This window comes from Paraglaciecola sp. G1-13, assembly GCF_055809255.1.
Window position 1 is genome coordinate 2,721,634 of record NZ_CM147903.1, and the last position, 22,571, is coordinate 2,744,204.

Consider the following 22,571-nt stretch of genomic DNA (forward strand, 5'->3'; position numbering starts at 1 on the left):
CACATATCGCCGTAGGTGAGGCGGTTGCAGTCGTTTTTACGCCTCTATCGTTAAACTATTGTTTTGCACTAAGCTTTTCAGAAGCTCTTGATCGGCAAAAGACACGCTGACTGTATCTGTTGCCGGCTCAGATGCTGCACTAGATTCGGCATTTTTCATCACACTAACCACCTCCGCATCTTCAGGGGTGGTGAAAAGCTCATCAGCAGGATCCGTTATGAGATCAGCAATATCCAGTGTTACCTCGGCACTTTCGTCGTTCACCTCTGATACATTATCTGTGCTTTGAGCCCCTATCTCTGTATTGCTTTCTTCTATCGCGAAGGACAGGTTAATTTTATCCTCATCGTCTAGGGCAAAATTAAGCGTTTCCTCTTCTGCAACGGGATCAACTGCTGTTTTGGCTGAGGGGGCGTTAGGCGCAGCTAGAAGTCCGTCGAGCAAGCTATATGTATTAACAGCACTCGTCGTGTTGCCTGATATATCAGTCACACTGCCTTCAATATTAAGTAAATCTGGCAATAGTCCTATTTCGACTAACACACTAAACCCGCCACCTTCCTGCACTACTGCTTGCGTATCAATGGTAACTAAGCCTAACGCGCTTATATTGATCGACACTATAGTACCTGCAGGCTCTGAACTACTCCCAGTTAACGTATAGGTTCCAGCAAGTACGTTAAACAGACTAAAATCATCAAAGGTTAAGGTCGGTGCTGTAATATCAATTAGCCCTTGAGATGTTTCTGTACGTTGATTACCTGCTGCATCAGTGACACTCAAGGCAATATCAACCTCTCCTTCAATAACTTGTGCTAAGGCAAGCGGCACAGCAACTGAAATTAGGCCTCCATCTAATACAGTGGACGTTAATATATGATCAGTACCACCTTCATCTGTTAGCGTGAGTGAAACTAAAGACCCGGCAGGTTCATTACAGGTACCCGTAATCACCGGCAGCCCTAAGTTCACGTCAATCTCACCAAGTTTATCCAAAGTGACCAATGGCGCAGTTAAATCAATCGGTACCGTGGCATTAACGATGGTTTCGTTACCTGCGATGTCCGTAATGCTAACAACCGCAGAGGCATCCCCCTCTGCCACGGTGATAGGCACAGCAACAGTAAACAGCCCACCAATTCCCACCGTAGCGGTTAAGGTGTGATCAATGCCCACGAAGTCAGTTAGCGTCACGCGCACTTCTGTGCCCTGTGGCTCACTACAGGTGCCCGTGATAACAGGTAGCCCTAAGTTCAGATCGATGTCACCGAGTTTATCTAAGGAAACTAACGGGGCGGTTAAATCGATTGGTACGGTGGCATTGACGATGGTTTCGTTGCCCGCGATATCCGTGATACTCACGACCGCTGAGGCATCCCCTTCTGCCACGGTGATAGGCACAGCGACAGTAAACAAACCGCCAATTCCCACCGTAGCGGTTAAGACATGCTCATCCCCCACGAAGTCAGTTAGCGTCACGCGCACTTCAGTACCTTGAGGCTCACTACAGGACCCTGTAATCACCGGCAACCCTAGGTTCACATCGATATCACCCAGTTTATCCAAAGTGACTAACGGCGCGGTTAAGTCGATTGGTACCGTGGCATTAACGATGGTTTCGTTGCCCGCGATATCCGTGATACTCACAACCGCAGAGGCATCCCCTTCTGCCACGGTGATAGGCACAGCGACAGTAAACAAACCGCCAATTCCCACCGTGGCGGTTAAGGTGTGATTAATGCCCAAAAAGTCAGTTAAAGTCACGCGCACTTCTGTACCTTGCGGCTCACTACAGGTGCCCGCGATAACAGGAAGCCCTAAGTTCACGTCAATCTCACCCAGTTTATCCAAAGTGACCAATGGCGCAGTTAAATCAATCGGCACGGTGGCATTAACGATGGTTTCGTTGCCCACGATATCCGTGATACTCACGACCGCTGAGGCATCCCCTTCGGCTACCGTTAATGGCACAGCAACAGTAAACAAACCGCCAATTCCCACCGTAGCGGTTAAGACATGCTCATCCCCCACGAAGTCAGTTAGCGTCACGCGCACTTCTGTACCTTGAGGCTCACTACAGGTGCCTGTAATCACCGGCAACCCTAGGTTCAGATCGATATCACCCAGTTTATCTAAAGTGACTAACGGCGCGGTTAAATCGATTGGTACGGTGGCATTAACGATGGTTTCGTTGCCAGCGATGTCCGTGATACTCACAACCGCAGAGGCATCCCCTTCGGCTACCGTTAATGGCACAGCAACAGTAAACAAACCGCCTACCCCCACCGTGGCGGTTAAGACATGCTCATCCCCCACGAAGTCAGTTAGCGTCACGCGCACTTCTGTACCTTGTGGCTCACTACAGGTGCCCGTAATCACCGGCAACCCTAGGTTCACATCGATATCACCAAGTTTATCCAAAGTGACTAACGGCGCGGTTAAATCGATTGGTACGGTGGCATTAACGATGGTTTCGTTGCCAGCGATGTCCGTGATACTCACAACCGCAGAGGCCTCCCCCTCTGCCACGGTGATGGGCACAGCGACTGTAAACAGACCACCAATTCCCACCGTGGCGGTTAAGACATGCTCATCCCCCCCGAAGTCAGTTAGCGTCACGCGCACTTCAGTACCTTGAGGCTCACTACAGGTACCTGTAATCACAGGTAGCCCTAAGTTCAGATCGATGTCACCGAGTTTATCCAATGTGACCAATGGCGCAGTTAAATCAATCGGTACCGTGGCATTAACGATGGTTTCGTTACCCGCGATGTCTGTAATGCTAACAACCGCAGAGGCATCCCCCTCTGCGACTGTTGCTGGGATTAGCACAGTAAACAAGCCACCGACGCCAACGGTTGTGGTCAAGTTAAACTCACTCCCTTGTGAGTCAGTTAAGGTCACGCTAACCACAGTACCAACAGGCTCTGAGCAAGTGCCAGTCATAGAAGGCAAGTCTGCATTTACGTCAATATCACCTAACGTTTCTAACGTAATCACTGGAGAGGTTAGATCAATTGGTACTGTGGCATTAACGATGGTCTCATTTCCTGCTAAGTCCGTAACGCTGACTACAGCTGTTGCATCCCCGTCAGCAGCGGTGACAGGAATAGCAACCGTAAATAATCCATTGGCATCTACTTGTGCAGACAAAATGAATTCAACGTTATTAGAATCAGTCACAAGCACTGAAACGATCGTACCTTGAGGCTCAGAGCAAGTACCAGAGATAATAGGAAAACCAGATTCCACTTCACCCACCACGGTTAAAGCAATAATTGGCTCAGCAGTGTCGACACTACCCGTGTCGCTTTGTGTTGTGCTGTTGCCTGCCGTATCTGTAATGCTGGCGTCCACTGTGTAAGCACCTTCAGCTAAATCACTCGGCACATCCACGCTGTAGGTGCCATTGACTTGTACGGTGGCGCTGAGGGTTTGCTCTACCCCATTGGCATCGGTGATGAGTATGGAGACCGTGGAATTCACTTGCGCGTTCGTCGTGCCGGTAATGGTTGGCGTGGCATCATTGCTGTTATCGGGCGCATCCACTGTCAGGGTGGGCGCGACGGTGTCCACACTGCCTGTATCGGTTTGTGTGGTGCTATTGCCTGCCGCGTCAGCCACTGTCACATCAACGGTGTAAGCACCTTCAGCTAAATCACTGGGCACGTCTACATGGAAACTGCCATCAGGTTGAACTGTCGCCGTGAGGGTTTGTACGACATTATCACTGCCCGTTACTGTAATGCTCACCGTGGAGCCCACTGGCGCATTAGTATTACCCGCAATCGTCGGCGTGGCATCACTGCTGTTATCGGGGGCATCCACTGTCAATGTAGGCGCAACCGTGTCGACACTGCCTGTGTCTGTTTCGGTTGTGCTGTTGCCTGCCGTATCTGTGATGGTTGCTTCAGCCGTGTAAGCTCCTTCGGCTAAATCACTCGGCACATCCACGCTGTAGGTGCCATTGGCTTGCACGGTGGCACTGATGGTTTGCACCACATTATCACTGCCCGTCACGGTAATATTCACAGTGGCATTTTCTGGCGCATTTGTGGTGCCCGTAATCGTTGGCGTGGCATCGTTGCTGTTATCGGGCGCATCCACTGTCAGGCTGGGCGCGACTGTGTCCACACTACCTGTGTCTGTTTCGGTTGTGCTGTTGCCTGCGGTATCTGTGATGGTCGCTTGAGCTGTGTAGTTGCCTTGTGCTAAATCACTCGGCACATCCACGCTGTAGGTGCCATTGGCTTGCACCGTGGCACTCACCGTTTGCTCGACACCATTGGCATCGGTGATAAGGATGGAGACCGTGGCATTTTCTGGCGCGTTCGTCGTACCGGTAATGGTCGGCGTCGCATCATTGCTGTTATCGGGCGCATCCACTGTCAAGGTGGGCGCGACGGTGTCCACACTGCCTGTATCGCTTTCGGTTGTGCTATTGCCTGCTGCGTCAGCCACTGTCACATCAACGGTGTAAGCACCTTCGGCTAAATCACTGGGCACGTCTACATGGAAACTGCCATCAGGTTGTACTGTCGCCGTGAGGGTTTGTACCACTGTGTCGCTGCCCGTCACCGTAATAGTCACTGTTGACCCTACTGGCGCATTGGTATTCCCTGCAATGGTCGGCGTGGCGTCATTGCTGTTATCGGGTGCATCCACTGTCAATGTGGGCGCGACTGTATCCACACTGCCTGTGTCTGTTTCGGTTGTGCTGTTGCCTGCGGTATCTGTGACGGTTGCTTCAACTGTGTAAGCACCTTCAGCTAAATCACTGGGCACATCTACGCTGTAGGTGCCATTGGCTTGCACGGTGGCGCTCAATGTTTGCACCACATTATCACTGCCCGTCACAGTAATATTCACCGTGGCATTTTCTGGCGCGTTGGTGGTGCCCGTAATCGTTGGCGTGGCGTCATTGCTGTTATCTGGCGCGTCCACTGTCAGAGTGGGCCCGACCGTGTCTACGCTGCCTGTATCGCTTTCGGTTGTGCTGTTGCCTGCTGGATCTGTAACGCTGGCGTCCACTGTGTAAGCACCGTCGGCTAAATCACTGGGCACATCCACGCTGTACGTGCCATTGGCTTGCACTGTGGCGCTGAAGGTTTGCTCTACCCCATTGGCATCCGTGATGAGGATAGATACTGTGGCATTTTCTGGCGCGTTCGTCGTGCCAGTAATGGTTGGCGTCGCATCATTGCTGTTATCGGGCGCATCCACTGTCAAGATGGGCGCGACCGTGTCTACACTACCTGTATCATTGGCTGAGGCAGGGTTACCCGCGGCATCCGCTACCGCTGCTTCAACCGTATAAGCGCCTTCTTCCAGTGCACTTGGCACATCTACATGGAAACTGCCATCTGGCTGCACTGTCGCCGTGAGGGTTTGCACCACTGTGTCACTGCCCGTTACTGTAATGCTCACCGTGGAGCCCACTGGCGCATTGGTATTACCCGCAATCGTCGGGGTGGCGTCACTGCTGTTATCGGGGGCATCTACCGTAATCGTCGGCGCAACAGTATCCACACTGCCTGTGTCGCTTTCGGTTGTGCTGTTGCCTGCGGTATCTGTGATGGTTGCTTCAACTGTGTAAGCACCTTCAGCTAAATCACTGGGCACATCTACGCTGTAGGTGCCATTGGCTTGCACGGTGGCGCTCAATGTTTGCACCACATTATCACTGCCCGTCACAGTAATATTCACCGTGGCATTTTCTGGCGCGTTGGTGGTGCCCGTAATCGTTGGCGTGGCATCGTTGCTGTTATCGGGCGCGTCCACTGTCAGGGTGGGCGCGACCGTGTCTACGCTGCCTGTATCGGTTTCTGTTGCACTGTTACCTGCGATATCTGTGATGGTCGCTTGAGCTGTGTAGTTGCCTTGTGCTAAATCGTTCGGCACATCCACGCTGTACGTGCCATTGGCTTGCACTGTGGCGCTAAGGGTTTGCTCTACCCCATTGGCATCCGTGATGAGGATGGAGACCGTGGCATTATCTGGCGCGTTCGTCGTGCCGGTAATGGTCGGCGTGGCATCATTGCTGTTATCGGGCGCATCCACTGTCAGGGTGGGCGCGACTGTGTCTACACTGCCTGTGTCGGTTTCTGTTGTGCTATTGCCTGCCGCGTCGGTCGCGGTCGCAGAGACACTATATGCCCCTTGACCTAACTCAACGGGCACCTCAACGGAGTAACTGCCATTCGCTAGAACCGTTGCAGAAAGATTTTGAACTGCACCTTGGCTGTCTGTCACGGTGATAGTGACTGTCGAGCCTGGCGCTACGTTAGTTGAACCGCTAATTAATGGCGTTGTGTCATCAGCCCCAGAAGGAATAATCAAAGATAACGTTGGATCAATAGTATCAATATTTCCAGAGTCAGTTGCACTGGCTACATTGCCATTGCCATCATCTACCGTGGCGGTTACCGAGTAGCTTCCATCAGCTAATACTCCAGGCACATCTATAGAAAAACTACCATTGGATTGAACGACAGTAGAAAGGTTTTGAGTAGCTCCTTGACTATCAGTTACGGTAATAAGCACTGTTGAGCCATCCAATGAGGCATCAGTTGTACCATTCAAGGTGGGCGTATCGTCATTCGTGTTTGCGGGTAAAGATAGCGTTAAACTCGGGACCGTAGAGTCAATAGAACCACTATCAACAGCGGTTGTAGAGTTGGTCGCGGCATCGACAACGGTTGCACTCACCGTGAAATTGCCATCCGCCATAACGCCAGGCACGTCTGCTGAAAAGTGTCCGTCAGGCTGCACTGTCGCATTGAATGTTTGGGAAATATTATTGCTATCAGTCACCGTGATGCTCACATTTAGACCAGGATTTGCATCGGTGCTGCCATTGATCGTCGGGGTTGTATCGTTAGTATTATCAGGGGCATTGATGATCAAGGTTGGGGGAACAGTATCCACACTTCCCGCTTGAGAAACACTCGTTTCATTCCCAGCACTATCAGATATAGCTGCTGTGACGGTATACGTACCCTCGGCTAAATCGTTCGGCACATCCACGCTGTAGGTGCCATTGGCTTGTACGGTGGCGCTGAGGGTTTGCTCGACACCATTTGCATCCGTGATGAGAATGGATACGGTGGCATTTTCTGACGCGTTCGTCGTACCGGTAATGGTCGGCGTCGCATCATTGCTGTTATCGGGCGCATCCACTGTCAAGGTGGGCGCGACCGTGTCTACACTGCCTGTATCGGTTTGTGTGGCGCTATTGCCTGCCGCGTCAGCCACTGTCACATCAACGGTGTAAGCACCTTCAGCTAAATCACTGGGCACGTCTACATGGAAACTGCCATCAGGTTGTACTGTCGCCGTGAGGGTTTGTACGACATTACCACTGCCCGTTACTGTAATGCTCACCGTGGAGCCCACTGGCGCATTGGTATTCCCTGCAATGGTCGGCGTGGCATCACTGCTGTTATCGGGGGCATCTACCGTAATCGTCGGCGCAACCGTGTCGACACTGCCTGTGTCTGTTTCGGTTGTGCTGTTGCCTGCCGTATCTGTGATGGTTGCTTCAGCCGTGTAAGCTCCTTCGGCTAAATCATTGGGCACATCAACACTATAGGAGCCATTGGCTTGTACGGTGGCGCTCAATGTTTGCACCACATTATTGCTACCCGTCACGGTAATATTCACCGTGGCATTTTCCGGCGCATTTGTGGTGCCCGTAATCGTTGGCGTCGCGTCATCGCTGTTATCCGGTGCATCCACTGTCAGGGTGGGCGCGACCGTGTCCACACTGCCTGTATCGCTTTCGGTTGTGCTGTTGCCTGCGGTATCTGTGATGGTCGCTTGAGCTGTGTAGCTGCCTTGTGCTAAATCACTCGGCACATCCACGCTGTAGCTACCATTGGCTTGCACTGTGGCGCTCAAGGTTTGCTCTACATCATTGCTGCCCGTCACAGTAATATTCACCGTGGCATTTTCTGGTGCGTTCGTCGTGCCCGTAATGGTTGGCGTAGCATCATTGCTGTTATCGGGCGCATCCACTGTCAAGGTGGGCGCGACCGTGTCTACACTACCTGTATCATTGGCTGAGGCAGGGTTACCCGCGGCATCCGCTACCGCTGCTTCAACCGTATAAGCGCCTTCTTCCAGTGCACTTGGCACATCTACATGGAAACTGCCATCTGGCTGCACTGTCGCCGTGAGGGTTTGTACCACTGTGTCACTGCCCGTCACCGTGATAGTCACCGTTGACCCTACAGGGGCATTGGTATTACCCGCAATCGTCGGGGTGGCGTCACTGCTGTTATCGGGGGCATCTACCGTAATCGTCGGCGCAACAGTATCCACACTGCCTGTGTCTGTTTCGGTTGTGCTGTTGCCTGCGGTATCTGTGATAGTCGCTTCAACTGTGTAAGCACCTTCAGCTAAATCACTGGGCACATCTACGCTGAAGGTGCCATTGGCAAGTACCGTAGCACTCACCGTTTGCACTACATTATTGCTGCCCGTCACAGTAATATTCACCGTGGCATTTTCTGGCGCGTTGGTGGTGCCCGTAATCGTTGGCGTGGCATCGTTGCTGTTATCGGGCGCATCCACTGTCAGGGTGGGCGCGACTGTGTCTACACTACCTGTGTCTGTTTTGGTTGTGCTGTTGCCTGCGGTATCTATGATAGTTGCTTGAGCTGTGTAGTTGCCTTGTGCTAAATCACTCGGCACATCCACGCTGTACGTGCCATTGGCTTGCACTGTGGCGCTCAAGGTTTGCTCTACCCCATTGGCATCCGTGATGAGGATGGATACCGTGGCATTTTCTGGTGCGTTCGTCGTGCCCGTAATGGTTGGCGTGGCATCATTGCTGTTATCGGGCGCATCCACTGTCAGGGTGGGCGCGACCGTGTCCACACTGCCTGTATCGGTTTGTGTGGTGCTATTGCCTGCCGCGTCAGCCACTGTCACATCAGCGGTGTAAGCACCTTCGGCTAAATCACTGGGCACGTCTACATAGAAACTGCCATCCGGCTGCACTGTCGCCGTGAGGGTTTGTACGACATTATCACTGCCCGTCACCGCAATAGTCACTGTTGACCCTACTGGCGCATCGGTATTCCCTGCAATCGTCGGCGTGGCACCATTGCTGTTATCAGGGGCATCCACTGTGAGTGTGGGGGCGACCGTGTCGACACTGCCTGTGTCGGTAATACTTGCTTGGTTTCCAGCTTGATCGCTAACATTTGCTTCAACGCTGAAAACGCCTTCAGCTAACGCGCCGCTTACCTCGATTGTGAAAGAACCATCATTAAGCACTAAGGTATCTACTACCTGAACGTTACCTGCGCTATCAGTTACGGTTATCTGAACAGAGGAGCCTTCCGGTGCATTCGTCGAGCCTGAGATAATGGGAGTTGTATCTGCGCTATTGTCCGGAGCGTCTAAAATCAAATTTGGGTATAGAGTATCCACATTACCGCTATCATTTGCACTAGCGTCATTACCTGCGGCGTCCGTGATACTCGCTTCAACAGTAAAGTCCCCCTCTGCTAAAGCGTTAGGCACATTCACGCTGTAGGTGCCATTGGCTTGCACTGTGGCGCTGAGGGTTTGCACTACTCCATTGGCATCCGTAATGAGGATGGATACCGTGGCATTTTGTGGCGCGTTTGTGGTGCCAGTAATGGTTGGCGTCGCATCATTACTATTATCGGGCGCATCCACGGTTAAAACCGGTGCTGTGGTATCTATGTTGCCAGTATCATTTGCATTCGCCTCGTTGCCAGCGGCATCGGCTACCGTCGCAGCAACAGTATAATCACCCTCAGCTAAATCATTGGGTACATCAACACTATAGGTACCGTTTGCTTGCACAGTCGCACTCAATGTTTGTACTGCACCATCGCTACCGGTGACACTAAGATTGACAACTGAATTGGCCGGTACATCGGTTGTGCCTGTGATCGTTGGCGTGGCATCATTGCTATTATCTGGCACATCCACGGTTACAATTGGTGCTGTGGTATCTATGTTGCCAGTATCATTTGCATTCGCCTCGTTGCCAGCGGCATCGGCTACCGTCGCAGCAACAGTGTAATCACCCTCAGCTAAATCATTGAGAACATCAACACTATAGGTACCGTTTGCTTGCACAGTCGCACTCAATGTTTGCACCGCACCATCGCTGCCTGTAACAGTAAGCTCAACGACTGAATTGGGCGGTGCATCTGTTGTTCCAGTGATCGTTGGCGTTACATCATTGCTATTTTCAGGCGCATCCACTGTCAACGTTGGTGCTGTTGTATCAATAGTGCCAGTTGCTGATACTTGGGCCTGATTTCCTAAACCGTCATCAACTGTTACAGAAACATTATAAGTGCCATCTTCTAATATCACTGGCACTTCAACGCTGTAGCTCCCATCAACTTGTACACTTGTATTGAGGGTCTGAATAACGCCATTGCTGTCAGTGATAGTGATATTAACCGACGAACCAACGGGCGCGTCCGTTGTTCCACTTATTATGGGGGTTCCATCATTACCACTAGGTAACTCGTTTACGCTCAGATTAGGTAGGGCGCTATTCACTTCCCCACTTGCTGTAACATTGGTTGTGTTACCTGCTTCATCTTCTACAGACACGTTCAATGTGAACGCCCCGTCTGCTAATGGCGTGTCGATTTCAACACTAAAACTTCCATCTACTTGCACCAACGCTATGAGTGACTGTGTCGCGCCATTGCTATCAGTAACCTCAATCTTGACTTCAGTACCTAGAGGAGTATCTGTCGTTCCGGAAATGATCGGGGTATTATCGTTAGAGATATCTGGCGCATCCACGGTTAAAACCGGTGCTGTGGTATCTATATTGCCAGTATCATTTGCATTCGCCTCGTTACCAGCGGCATCGGCTACGGTCGCAGCAACAATGTAGTCCCCTTCAGCTAAATCATCGGGAACATCAACACTATAGGTACCATTGGCTTGTACGGTGGCGCTCAATGTTTGCACCACATTATTGCTACCCGTCACGGTAATATTCACAGTGGCATTTTCTGGCGCGTTTGTGGTGCCAGTAATGGTTGGCGTCGCATCATTGCTGTTATCTGGCGCATCCACGGTTAAAACCGGTGCTGTGGTATCTATGTTGCCAGTATCATTTGCATTCGCCTCGTTGCCAGTAGCATCGGCTACGCTCGCGGCAACAGTGTAATCACCTTCAGCTAAATCATTGGGTACATCAACACTATAGGTACCGTTTGCTTGCACAGTCGCACTCAATATTTGCACTGCACCATCACTGCCTGTAACAGTAAGCTCAACGATCGAACTGGCCGGTACATCGGTTGTTCCTGTGAGCGTTGGCGTGGCATCATTACTATTATCAGGCGCATCCACGGTTAAAACCGGTGCTGTGGTATCTATGTTGCCAGTATCATTTGCATTCGCCTCGTTGCCAGCGGCATCGGCTACCGTCGCAGCAACAGTGTAATCACCCTCAGCTAAATCATTGAGAACATCAGCACTATAGGTACCGTTTGCTTGCACAGTGGCACTCAATGTTTGCACCGCACCATCGCTACCGGTGACACTAAGATTGACAACTGAATTGGCCGGTACATCGGTTGTGCCTGTGATCGTTGGCGTGGCATCATTGCTATTATCTGGCACATCCACGGTTACAATTGGTGCTGTGGTATCTATGTTGCCAGTATCATTTGCATTCGCCTCGTTGCCAGCGGCATCGGCTACTGTCGCGGTAACAGTGTAATCACCCTCAGCTAAATCATTGAGAACATCAACACTATAGGTACCGTTTGCTTGCACAGTCGCACTCAATGTTTGCACCGCACCATCGCTGCCTGTAACAGTAAGCTCAACGACTGAATTGGGCGGTGCATCTGTTGTTCCAGTGATCGTTGGCGTTACATCATTGCTATTTTCAGGCGCATCCACCGTCAGCGTTGGTGCTGTTGTATCAATAGTGCCAGTTGCTGATACTTGGGCCTGATTTCCTAAACCGTCATCAACTGTTACAGAAACATTATAAGTGCCATCTTCTAATATCGCTGGCACTTCAACGCTGTAGCTCCCATCAACTTGTACACTTGTATTGAGGGTCTGAATAACGCCATTGCTGTCAGTGATAGTGATATTAACCGACGAACCAACAGGCGCGTCCGTTGTTCCACTTATTATGGGGGTTCCATCATTACCACTAGGTAACTCGTTTACGCTCAGATTAGGTAGGGCGCTATTCACTTCCCCACTTGCTGTAACATTGGTTGTGTTACCTGCTTCATCTTCTACAGACACGTTCAATGTGAACGCCCCGTCTGCTAATGGCGTGTCGATTTCAACACTAAAACTTCCATCTACTTGCACCAACGCTATGAGTGACTGTGTCGCGCCATTGCTATCAGTAACCTCAATCTTGACTTCAGTACCTAGAGGAGTATCTGTCGTTCCGGAAATGATCGGGGTATTATCGTTAGAGATATCTGGCGCATCCACGGTTAAAACCGGTGCGGTGGTATCTATATTGCCAGTATCATTTGCATTCGCCTCGTTACCAGCGGCATCGGCTACGGTCGCAGCAACAATGTAGTCCCCTTCAGCTAAATCATCGGGAACATCAACACTATAGGTACCATTGGCTTGTACGGTGGCGCTCAATGTTTGCACCACATTATTGCTACCCGTCACGGTAATATTCACAGTGGCATTTTCTAGCGCGTTTGTGGTGCCCGTAATCGTTGGCGTGGCATCATTGGTGTTATCTGGCACATCCACGGTTAAAACCGGTGCTGTGGTATCTATGCTGCCAATATCATTTGCATTCACTTCGTTGCCAGCGGCATCGGCTACCGTCGCAGCAACAGTATAATCACCCTCAGCTAAATCATTGGGAACATCAACACTATAGGTACCGTTTGCTTGCACAGTCGCACTCAATATTTGCACTGCACCATCGCTACCGGTGACACTAAGATTGACAACTGAATTGGCCGGTACATCGGTTGTTCCTGTGATCGTTGGCGTCGCATCATTGCTATTATCAGGCGCATCCACGGTTAAAACCGGTGCTGTGGTATCTATGTTGCCTGTTGATGTTACAGATGTGGTATTGCCGGCTTGGTCGGTAATTTGCGTGACAAGCGTAAACTCTCCTTCTGCTAAAGCATTGGCTGGACTGCCAGAATAGGTGCCATCCTCTTGCACCACGGCATTGATGACTTGGCTGTCACCGTTAGCATCGGTCACCGTGATGATGACCTCACTGCCTGGTTCAGCATCTGTTGTACCGATGAATGTTGGCGTGTCGCTATTGCTGCTTAGTGTTGATGTATCTGTCACCGAAGGCGCAGTGGTGTCCACCTTGCCTGTTGATGTTACAGATGTGGTATTGCCAGCTTGGTCGGTAATTTGCGTGACAAGCGTAAACTCTCCCTCTGCTAAAGCATTGGCTGGACTGCCAAAATAGGTGCCATCCTCTTGCACCACGGCATTGATGACTTGGCTGTCACCGTTCGCATCGGTCACTGTCATCGTGACATTGCTGCCTGATTCAGCATCTGTTGTACCGGTGAGTGTTGGCGTGTCGCTATTGCTGCTTGGTGTTGATGTATCTGTCACCGAAGGTGCTGTAGTATCCACATTACCTGTTGATGTTACAGATGTGGTATTGCCGGCTTGGTCGGTAATTTGCGTGACAAGCGTAAACTCTCCTTCTGCTAAAGCATTGGCTGGACTGCCAGAATAGGTGCCATCCTCTTGCACCACGGTATTGATGACTTGGCTGTCACCGTTAGCATCGGTCACCGTGATGATGACCTCACTGCCTGGCTCAGCGTTGCTGGTACCGATCAATAACGGTGTATCGCTATTAATGCTTGGGTTGGTTGTATCTGTCACCGAAGGTGCTGTGGTATCCACATTACCTGTTGTTGTTACAGATGTGGTATTGCCGGCTTGGTCGGTAATTTGCGTGACAAGCGTAAACTCTCCCTCTGCTAAAGCATTGGCTGGACTGCCAGAATAGGTGCCATCCTCTTGCACCACGGCATTGATGACTTGGCTGTCACCGTTAGCATCGGTCACCGTGATGGTGACCTCACTGCCTGGCTCAGCGTTGCTGGTCCCGGTCAATAACGGTGTATCGCTGTTACTGCTTGGGTTGGTTGTATCTGTCACCGAAGGTGCAGCGGTGTCCACGTTACCTGTTGATGTTACAGATGTGGTATTACCGGCACTATCTGTGACTTCGGCGACGACTGCAAAGTCTCCTTCTGTTAATGGTGTCACTGGCGTGCCATTAAAACTTCCGTTGTCCTGTACAATCGCATTGATCACTTCGATGTTACCGTTGGCGTCAGTGACCGTGATAGTCACTTGCGTACCGGGCAAAGTGTCCGTCTGACCTGAAACAGTTGGCGTATTTGAATCATCACTGATGGCTATATTATCTATAATTGGAGGAGTAACATCGACAGCAGAATTAACGGAAACCGTTGTAGTATTACCTTGATCATCGGTAATACTTGCATCGACTGTAAACGTACCTTCCGATAAAGTACCATCGACATTAACCGTAAATGTACCATCGTCTTGCACCACACTTGTTAAGTTTTGAGCATTCCCATTTTGATCTGTGACCACCACTTGGACAAGCGTGCCCTCGGGCGCTGACGTTGTTCCGGTGAAGGTTGGAGTAGCATCATTAATTTCATCAGGTAGGTCGAATTCAATATCAAAATCTGCTGCAAGTACCTCTTGAGTGTCTAATTCAGTGGTTTCAATAACGGCTTGGTTATATTCAAATTCGATGGGATCAATCTCTTCCGATATTCGGTCGACACGCACGAATGTTGAACCGTCACCACTTTCACCACCTGAATCGGACCCAGCAGCTGTAGATTCTAATGAGTCAAGCAGGTCACCATCCCCATCAAGTAAGGCTAAAAAATCTTCATCGCTGTCTATTTGAGATTCTTCATCGGATTGAATATTTTGTTCAGGCGCAAGATCGGTTCCAATAAACACATCAATACTATTATCAAGAACGATACTCTGCCCATTGGCTCTTAAAACGACTTGGCCCCCTTCAAAAGATAAAATGGTATCACCAATACTGACAATTTCACCTTCTGAAACAAACCGAATATCACCCTTTTCGTCTATTACGGTAATTGAATCATCACCATCAATACGTTCTACGATATATTCAATATCAGCCATAAAAACCTCAAAATATTAAACAAAGACTTTGATAGAGTTTAGTTAAAAAATTAACTTCGTCTATCCGTCCAGAGTTGTTTCAACTTATGAATATACAACTTAAGCTTAGGATATTTCTTATTTTTTTAATTTAAAATTTTCATCTTGCTAATTTTCAATTTCCGACTACCGTTAGAAAATATTTAAATAAAATCTCATCTAAAAATGCATTAAAAAAATTTTTCACATAAGGATTTTGTTAACAAACAATTCAAACGAGTATTAACTATGAATTTTTACAAATTTTTCTTCGCCGTCACTTTGTTATTATCGTCAAAAACTTACGCTAAAGATAACGATAGCGTTGCCAGCGCAATTTATGATGCACTAGAGACCAATCCAGACGTCCAAGCAACTTGGCATACATTCCGTGCAGCCAAGCATAGTCTAAGGGTTGCCAAGTCGGGTAATAAACCGACCGTCGATTTAGTGGCGAATATGCAGTATAAAGATCGCAATTACGGTAGTGACACCGAATTTTCGAGTAATGATGTGGAAATGGTATTAACCCAGTCCTTGTATAATGGTTCGCGTGTGAAACACGAGGTTAATCGCTTCAGACAAGTTCAAATGGTTAGGTACTTTGAATTTACCAACAGCGTCGAAACGGCAGCAAGAGATACCGCTTTGGCATACTTAGACGTTCAGCAGTATCAGGCTTTGGTCAAGCTTGCAGAAGACAACCTTAATACCCATGAAAAAGTGTTTTCACAAATTGAAGAAAGTGTCAGTGCCGGGGTCTCAAGAGCCGCAGATCTAGAGCAAATCAACGGGCGTTTAGCGCTCTCTGAATCCAACGTCATTACTGACGTCAACAACCTTTACGACGTGAGCGCTAGGTTCTTGCGCATAGTGGGTCGTTACCCTGCAGATAATTTACAAGCTATCCCCACTCAAGATCTCCAAATACCAAATGAGTTGAAAGAAGTACTAGAAAAAACGTATCGCACCAGTCCTTCCTTTTTCGCCAGCATGCACAATATCGAAGCTGAAAAATTAGGGGTGAAAACACAGAAATCGAACTATAAACCTCAGGTCGATTTCATCGCTAGTTACGGTAGTCAAAGCAGAGACCAGTTCGGTTTAAACAACACTATAACTGAAGGCTCAGTTGGGCTTCAGTTTCGCTACAATCTATTCCGCGGCGGTCAAGACAAAGCGTCGATAAAGCAAGCTCAAGAACAGGTCAATGTGGCCAAGGATCTTAGAGATAAAACCTGTCGCGATGTGCGTCAAAACATTCAAATTGCATTCAATGAATACACGACGTCCAATCGTCTTTTACCGATATTGAATCAACACAAATTATCGTCTAGTCGGGTCAAAACAGCATACAAAGATCAGTTCGATATTGGACAGCGTACTTTGCTAGATGTACTTGATGCGGAGAACGAATACTTTGAATCTAGCCGTGCATATATCGATGCACAATATCGTCAAAAACAGGCGTTAATAAATGTGTTAGCCGAAATTGGAATATTGGTTAAAAGCTTAAACATTTCACTTAACAACTTACCAAACATTAACGATTCAGACAAAGTAGATATACATTCTGACATTAAATATTCATGTCCTAAAAATTAACAGGGCATTTTGAATTACCCCCATACTACTTAAATATTAAAGAACGTAATATCAAAATATAAAGTATCATTTCAATATCGATACAAAAATATAAAAAGTTATAACAAAGCGCAAGTTGAATTGATCGAAAAATAGTTATCGAGAGTGAATTATGGAAAGTACCTCGGGGAAACCAACAACAGAAGATTTGAGTAGTTGCTTATATGTAATATGTGAACACTACAATATGATCTATTCAAAAGATGTTTTACTTTCAGGTTTACCTTTAGTGGACGGGGACCTCACTCCGTCAATATTTTCAAGAGCAGCTGAACGAGCAGGTCTTAAATCAAAAATCGCCACACGCACGTTTGAACAAATTAATCCCTCACTTTTACCTGCGGTGTTGATCCTTAATAATAATACGGCGTGTGTTCTTCTCAGCTTAGACAATGAAAATAAAACAGCTAAGGCTATCTATCCTGACTTACCTGGCGCAGATGTGGACGAATCAATCGAGTCGTTATCAAAACGCTTTACGGGTCAAATTATTTTTGCCCGCCCCAAACATCAATTTGATAAACGGGCTCCAACCATAGAAAAAGAGACGACTGGCCATTGGTTTTGGAGCGTTATAAAGGAATGTAGAGGACTGTACAGAGATGTCATCATCTCCGCGGTAGTAATCAACTTTTTCTCTATCGCTATGCCTCTATTTGTTATGAATATATATGACAGAGTTGTGCCTAATGGTGCCATTGAAACACTATGGATGCTTGCTTGTGGCGTCGCGATTGTCTTGGTTGCAGATTTGGTACTAAAGATGGTGCGAAATTATTACGTAGAACTTGCTGCTAGTCGCATAGATGTGAAAGTCTCTTCTTCGCTTATGGAAAAAATTCTTAACATTCGGTTGATGGATCGGCCCCCGTCGTCTGGTGCATTCGCCAGTGGTATTCAATCTTTTGAATCTATTCGAACCTTACTCAGTTCCCTAACCTTGGTTTCCTTTGTAGATTTACCGTTTGTACTGTTATTCAGTGTCATCATCGCGATTATCTCCCCGATACTGATACTGCCGATTATTGTTGGTTCACTTGTGATCCTAGGCTATGCATTTTCAGCGCAAAAGAAACTGCATAGTTTATCTACTGGTGCAATGCAATCAGGGGCTCTGCGAAACGCTATTTTAGTAGAAAGTATCGATAATATAGAGGAAATCAAAAGCTTTCATGCTGAGTCAAAAGTGCAAGTCGACTGGGAGAAAAGCACAATATTTCTTGCGCGAACTCAATCGCAAATTCGTTTTATTTCCTCTTCAATCAGTAACGTTTCGCAGTTTATTCAACAACTAGTCGGAATTGTCATCTTGATTATTGGCGTGTATTTAATTATCGAGAGAGAACTCTCCCAAGGCGCGCTTATCGCCGCTTACATGCTAAGCAGCCGGGCAATGAACCCGATCAACCTTGTCGCTGGGGTCATTGCCCAATATCACAATGCTGCTACCTCAATGGAAGTGCTCAACGCGTTAATGAAACAACCTTCTGAGCGACCTGTTAACACCCACAAAATTCATCACCCAGCGTTTAAAGGCGAAATAGAATTTAAAAATGTCTCCTTCCGTTACGACGATGACTCGAAAGATGTGTTGTCTGATGTGAGCTTCAAAATCAATGCTGGTGATCATGTAGCGATTTTAGGTAAAAATGGTTCAGGTAAAAGCACTATTCAAAAACTCCTGCTGGGTCTATACACGCCCACTTCAGGCCACATATACATAGACGGTATAGAGTTACAGCAATTAGAATTAACCGAATTGCGTAATAATGTAGGTTATGTGCCGCAAGAAATATCCCTGTTCTTTGGAACACTTAGGGACAATATCATGTATTTAGCCAAACATACCGAGCCACAAGCCCTCAACCGTGCCCTAGAACTCAGTGGGTTAATGTCGGTGGTTAACAACCATCCCGACGGTTTAAATATGCAGGTTGGTGAACATGGCCATCATTTATCCGGGGGACAAAAGCAGGCCGTTGCCATCGCAAGAGCGATTGTAGCAAATCCGCCGCTTTTACTTCTGGACGAACCCACATCCTCCTTGGATCATCAAGCTGAAGATCACGTTAAACATGCGCTAGAAAATGTCAGTAAGGGGCGCAGCATGGTTATGGTTACGCACCGTATGTCCTTACTCTCGATGGTTAATCAAATCATCGTGTTAGATTCAGGCAAGTTGGTAATGAAAGGCAAAAAAGAGCAAGTACTCGACGCTCTGAAAAAGGGTAAAGCGAAGGCAGCATCATGAGTAGAAAGCCTACCACCACAGAGCAAGATTCATTTAATAAACTTGGCGAAATATTTGGTTCTAACGAAGAGCCCAAAAACAGTTATGTAGGTAAAATATTTAATCGATGGTTATCGCCGCCAAAAAATAATGACTGGGTACTCGACGCTGATTGGGAGCAACTTCAACAAAACCCCTTAAAAGCTAGAATGTTGCTGTACTTCATTGTCTTTGCACTGACTGTATTGCTCATTTGGTCCGCCTACGCCACCCTCAATGAAGTCACCAGAGGTGATGGCAAAGTGGTACCGACAAACCAACTACAAATCGTACAATCCTACGACGGTGGCATCGTCAAAGAAATTTTGACTCGAGAAGGGCAAACAGTAAATGCTGGGGACGTACTCCTTAAACTGGACCCAACGAGATTTATCTCGTCTCTGAGAGAAAATCGCAGCCAATTTTTATCCCTCAGTGCAAAACTTGCTCGCTTGAAAGCCCTAACCGAAAAGACACCTCCAATTTTCTCAGCAAACTTAGTCAAGCAAGCGCCAGAAATTGTCAGTTCTGAAAGAAATCAATATGCCGCCAATGTAGAAGAATTAGCGCAACACATTTCAATGTATCAGCAACAAACGAGGCAACGAGAACATGAGTTGCAAGAGGCCCAATCAGCAAAAGAGCAGTACGTTCGAACAAAAGATTTAATTCACAGAGAGCTCGCTGTAACGCGACCACTACTGAAGTCTGGCGCTATCTCAGATATCGACATCATTCGTCTTGAACGGCAGCTGGTTGAGATAGAAGGAGAGATAAAACGCAACGAATCCGTTATGCGTCGTAATGAGTCTGCTATTCAAGAGGCCAAATCTAAGATCCGAGAGAAAGAGCTGACCACTATCAATGGCTGGCGAGATGAGTTAAGTGATGTTTCAATTGAGCTTAACTCATTAAGGGAAACAGAATCAGGCCTCGCCGATGTGGTGTATCAAGCGGATTTAAAGTCACCGGTCAAGGGCACAATCAAGCGGTTATTTACCAATACCATAGGAGGCGTAGTCCCACCAGGTAGTGATGTCATTGAAATTATTCCGCTGGATGATCAACTGATCGTTGAAGCTAAAATAAAACCTAAGGACATCGCGTTTTTGAGGCCAGGGCAAACCGCTATGGTTAAATTCACCGCCTATGACTTTGTCATATACGGTGGCCTTGAAGCCGAAGTCACTCACATCAGCGCCGATACCATCACCGATGAAAATGATGAGACCTATTATGTCGTTAGACTTCAGACTGGCTCCAACAGCTTTAAAAACGGCATGCAGATTATTCCAGGAATGACAACCCAAGTAGATATTATAACCGGCAAAAAAACGGTATTGGATTATATTTTAAAACCTTTGCTTCGCGCCACATCGATTGCCATGACTGAGCGCTGATCGCAGCGCTCCAATTAAGTTTTAGATAAGTCAGATCCAATTGAGTGTAAAAATATGGGCTTGTATGCATAGCACTGCGCTAACCTGACATCACACCCAGCTACAAGTTAGAACTGCTGCATCAGGGAAATAATCCCATCGAAGCCATTCTCATAAAGTGACTTAGCATCATCTTTACTGGTTACCCCATCTGCGATAACGATAATCCCCAATGAGTGCGCTAAAGAACATAAGCCACGAAGGAAGTTTTGATTAGTGGCGTTAATCGAAACATTAAACACGAACGCACTATCAATTTTAATGTAATCCAATCCTAACTCTTGTAAATCAAGGAGGGTAGAAAAGGAATCACCAACCCGTTTTAAACCAATTTTACAACCAGTTTCTTTGAATGTCACAGAGAAATGCCTGAACAATTCAAAATGATCGGAGGCAACACTCTCTCTCACTTCAAGGCAAAGATGGTGTGCCACTTTAGGGTGTTCAGTTAGTAGTTTTCGTATACGCTGCACTGATTTTTCGCAGACCATCGTCTCTTGCGATAACAAAATGGCGTAGTCATATGCTTTTTTTTCTTGCTCAATTTTAGAGATCATAAACTCAATCATCCGAAAATCGAGCTGGGGGATCATATTTAGCTTACGAGCCCAGTGAACAAAATAGCCGCCCTTGCGCACATCATTATCCAGTTCCAAGCCCATCAATGCTTGATAATGAATTGCACTACCATCTTTTCTAACCACGGGAAAAGTAATTGAATGCACACCACTCGTCAGCGCATGACTAAGCGCTTTTCGCCACTGAATATCATCTTGAAATGGCGCAACAATAGTAAGTTTATTATCGATTAGCGCGAGCGCCCTCTCTTTTGATGCTCTAATCAGTAGTGCTTGTACTCTGCGCATTAATGCAGTGCGTGTTTCGTCGGGTGCGAGGTATACCCCTGCATGCAAAGCATACAGCTCGTACGTATCACGAGAGCGCCCTTTAAACGCGCGTACCGCATCCACTAGGACATCACTTAATTGCTGAATATCTTCAGCTTCAGTTAGTAATATGCAAAACTCAGATCCACTGACTCGGCCAAATCGTACATCGGTAAAGCGCCCTTCAATCTGTTTAGCAAAATCTAAAATCACTTGTGTGAAATTAACAATAATATCGTTTACTTTGTGCTTATCAAGACGCTGTGATATTTCGCTCATGCCGAAGATTTTTATCATGAACAATACGTTATGCCCCTCTCGGTCACGGTATTTTAATTGAGCATCCAACAATGTATCAAAAGTCTCAGAGTTAGCTAACCCTGTTAACTCATCGTGCTGACTCCTATATCGCAGTTCATCTAAGCGCTTGTTACCCTCTTCTATGATTTTTTTGAAACGCAGAGCTAATGAATTCATAGCCGTAACCACTTTGGCAAACTCCGTGGTACGCGGAATAGGTAAGGTCATAAAACGTTTTTCAGAAAAACGATGAGCCTGCTCAACTACCATGTTCAAGGGCCTTAAAAGAACGTGCAACACAAACGAGCCAATCGCACCGGCTATTAGAGAAATAACCAGAAAGCTGATAAAAAATGCTTTAGTTCGGTGCCATAACGCTTCGTGAACATATTGGGTATGGCTTGCAAGGTACAAAGTGCCAACGCGCTTCCAGCCACTGCTCACTTGCGCTACACCCGTTTTCACTTCAAAATCGAATATTCTGCGTGCAAACTCCGGCACATTAGACTTTGTTTTTTCCTTATACTCACGTTTGAAGACACTTTTACCAGCAGGATCAATCAGTTCGATGAACTCATAGTGACCTGTATCGAACGTGGCAGTTATCAATAATTCGATGTCCGTCAATTGCTTCTCATCTTGAGAAAGCATCATTGCCAAGGAATTTACATCATCGACGTTTTTCAAAAAGAGTTGTTCTTGCAAATTTTTTCGCTCGAAATAGGTGCTTATAACGAAATTAGTCAGTGAACTGGCCATTAGGATTAGTATGACGGATAACCACAACTGCCTGACTAATGACATCTATAC

The 22,571-nt window shown here is 47.5% G+C and carries 5 protein-coding genes; 3 read left to right on the top strand and 2 right to left on the bottom strand.

Going from position 1 to position 22,571, the window contains the following annotated elements:
- Positions 1-36: 36 nt before the first annotated feature.
- Positions 37-15,204 (bottom strand): Ig-like domain-containing protein, encoded by a 15,168-nt coding sequence (locus tag AC0L6N_RS11465; RefSeq protein ID WP_473474728.1) that lies wholly within the window; start codon positions 15,202-15,204, stop codon positions 37-39.
- Positions 15,205-15,471: 267 nt separating this feature from the next.
- On the opposite strand from AC0L6N_RS11465, the gene AC0L6N_RS11470 reads away from it, so the two are divergent.
- The 3 genes from AC0L6N_RS11470 to AC0L6N_RS11480 all read left to right on the top strand — a co-directional run bounded on the left by AC0L6N_RS11470 (position 15,472) and on the right by AC0L6N_RS11480 (position 20,535).
- A complete protein-coding gene (locus AC0L6N_RS11470) occupies positions 15,472-16,827 on the top strand; it encodes a TolC family outer membrane protein (protein WP_473474729.1) in 1,356 nt (451 codons plus the stop codon).
- A gap of 151 nt (positions 16,828-16,978) precedes the next feature.
- A complete protein-coding gene (locus tag AC0L6N_RS11475) occupies positions 16,979-19,117 on the top strand; it encodes a type I secretion system permease/ATPase (RefSeq protein WP_473474731.1) in 2,139 nt (712 codons plus the stop codon).
- Entirely contained in the window at positions 19,114-20,535 is a 1,422-nt protein-coding gene (locus tag AC0L6N_RS11480) for an HlyD family type I secretion periplasmic adaptor subunit (RefSeq protein WP_473474733.1), read from the top strand. Before AC0L6N_RS11475 ends, AC0L6N_RS11480 begins: the two co-directional genes overlap by 4 nt.
- Before the next feature lie 107 nt (positions 20,536-20,642).
- Here the strand turns inward: AC0L6N_RS11480 and AC0L6N_RS11485 are convergent, their stop codons facing one another.
- Positions 20,643-22,565: a bifunctional diguanylate cyclase/phosphodiesterase gene (locus AC0L6N_RS11485; RefSeq protein ID WP_473474734.1), complete on the bottom strand. Its 1,923-nt coding sequence runs from the start codon at positions 22,563-22,565 to the stop codon at positions 20,643-20,645.
- Positions 22,566-22,571: the final 6 nt, after the last annotated feature.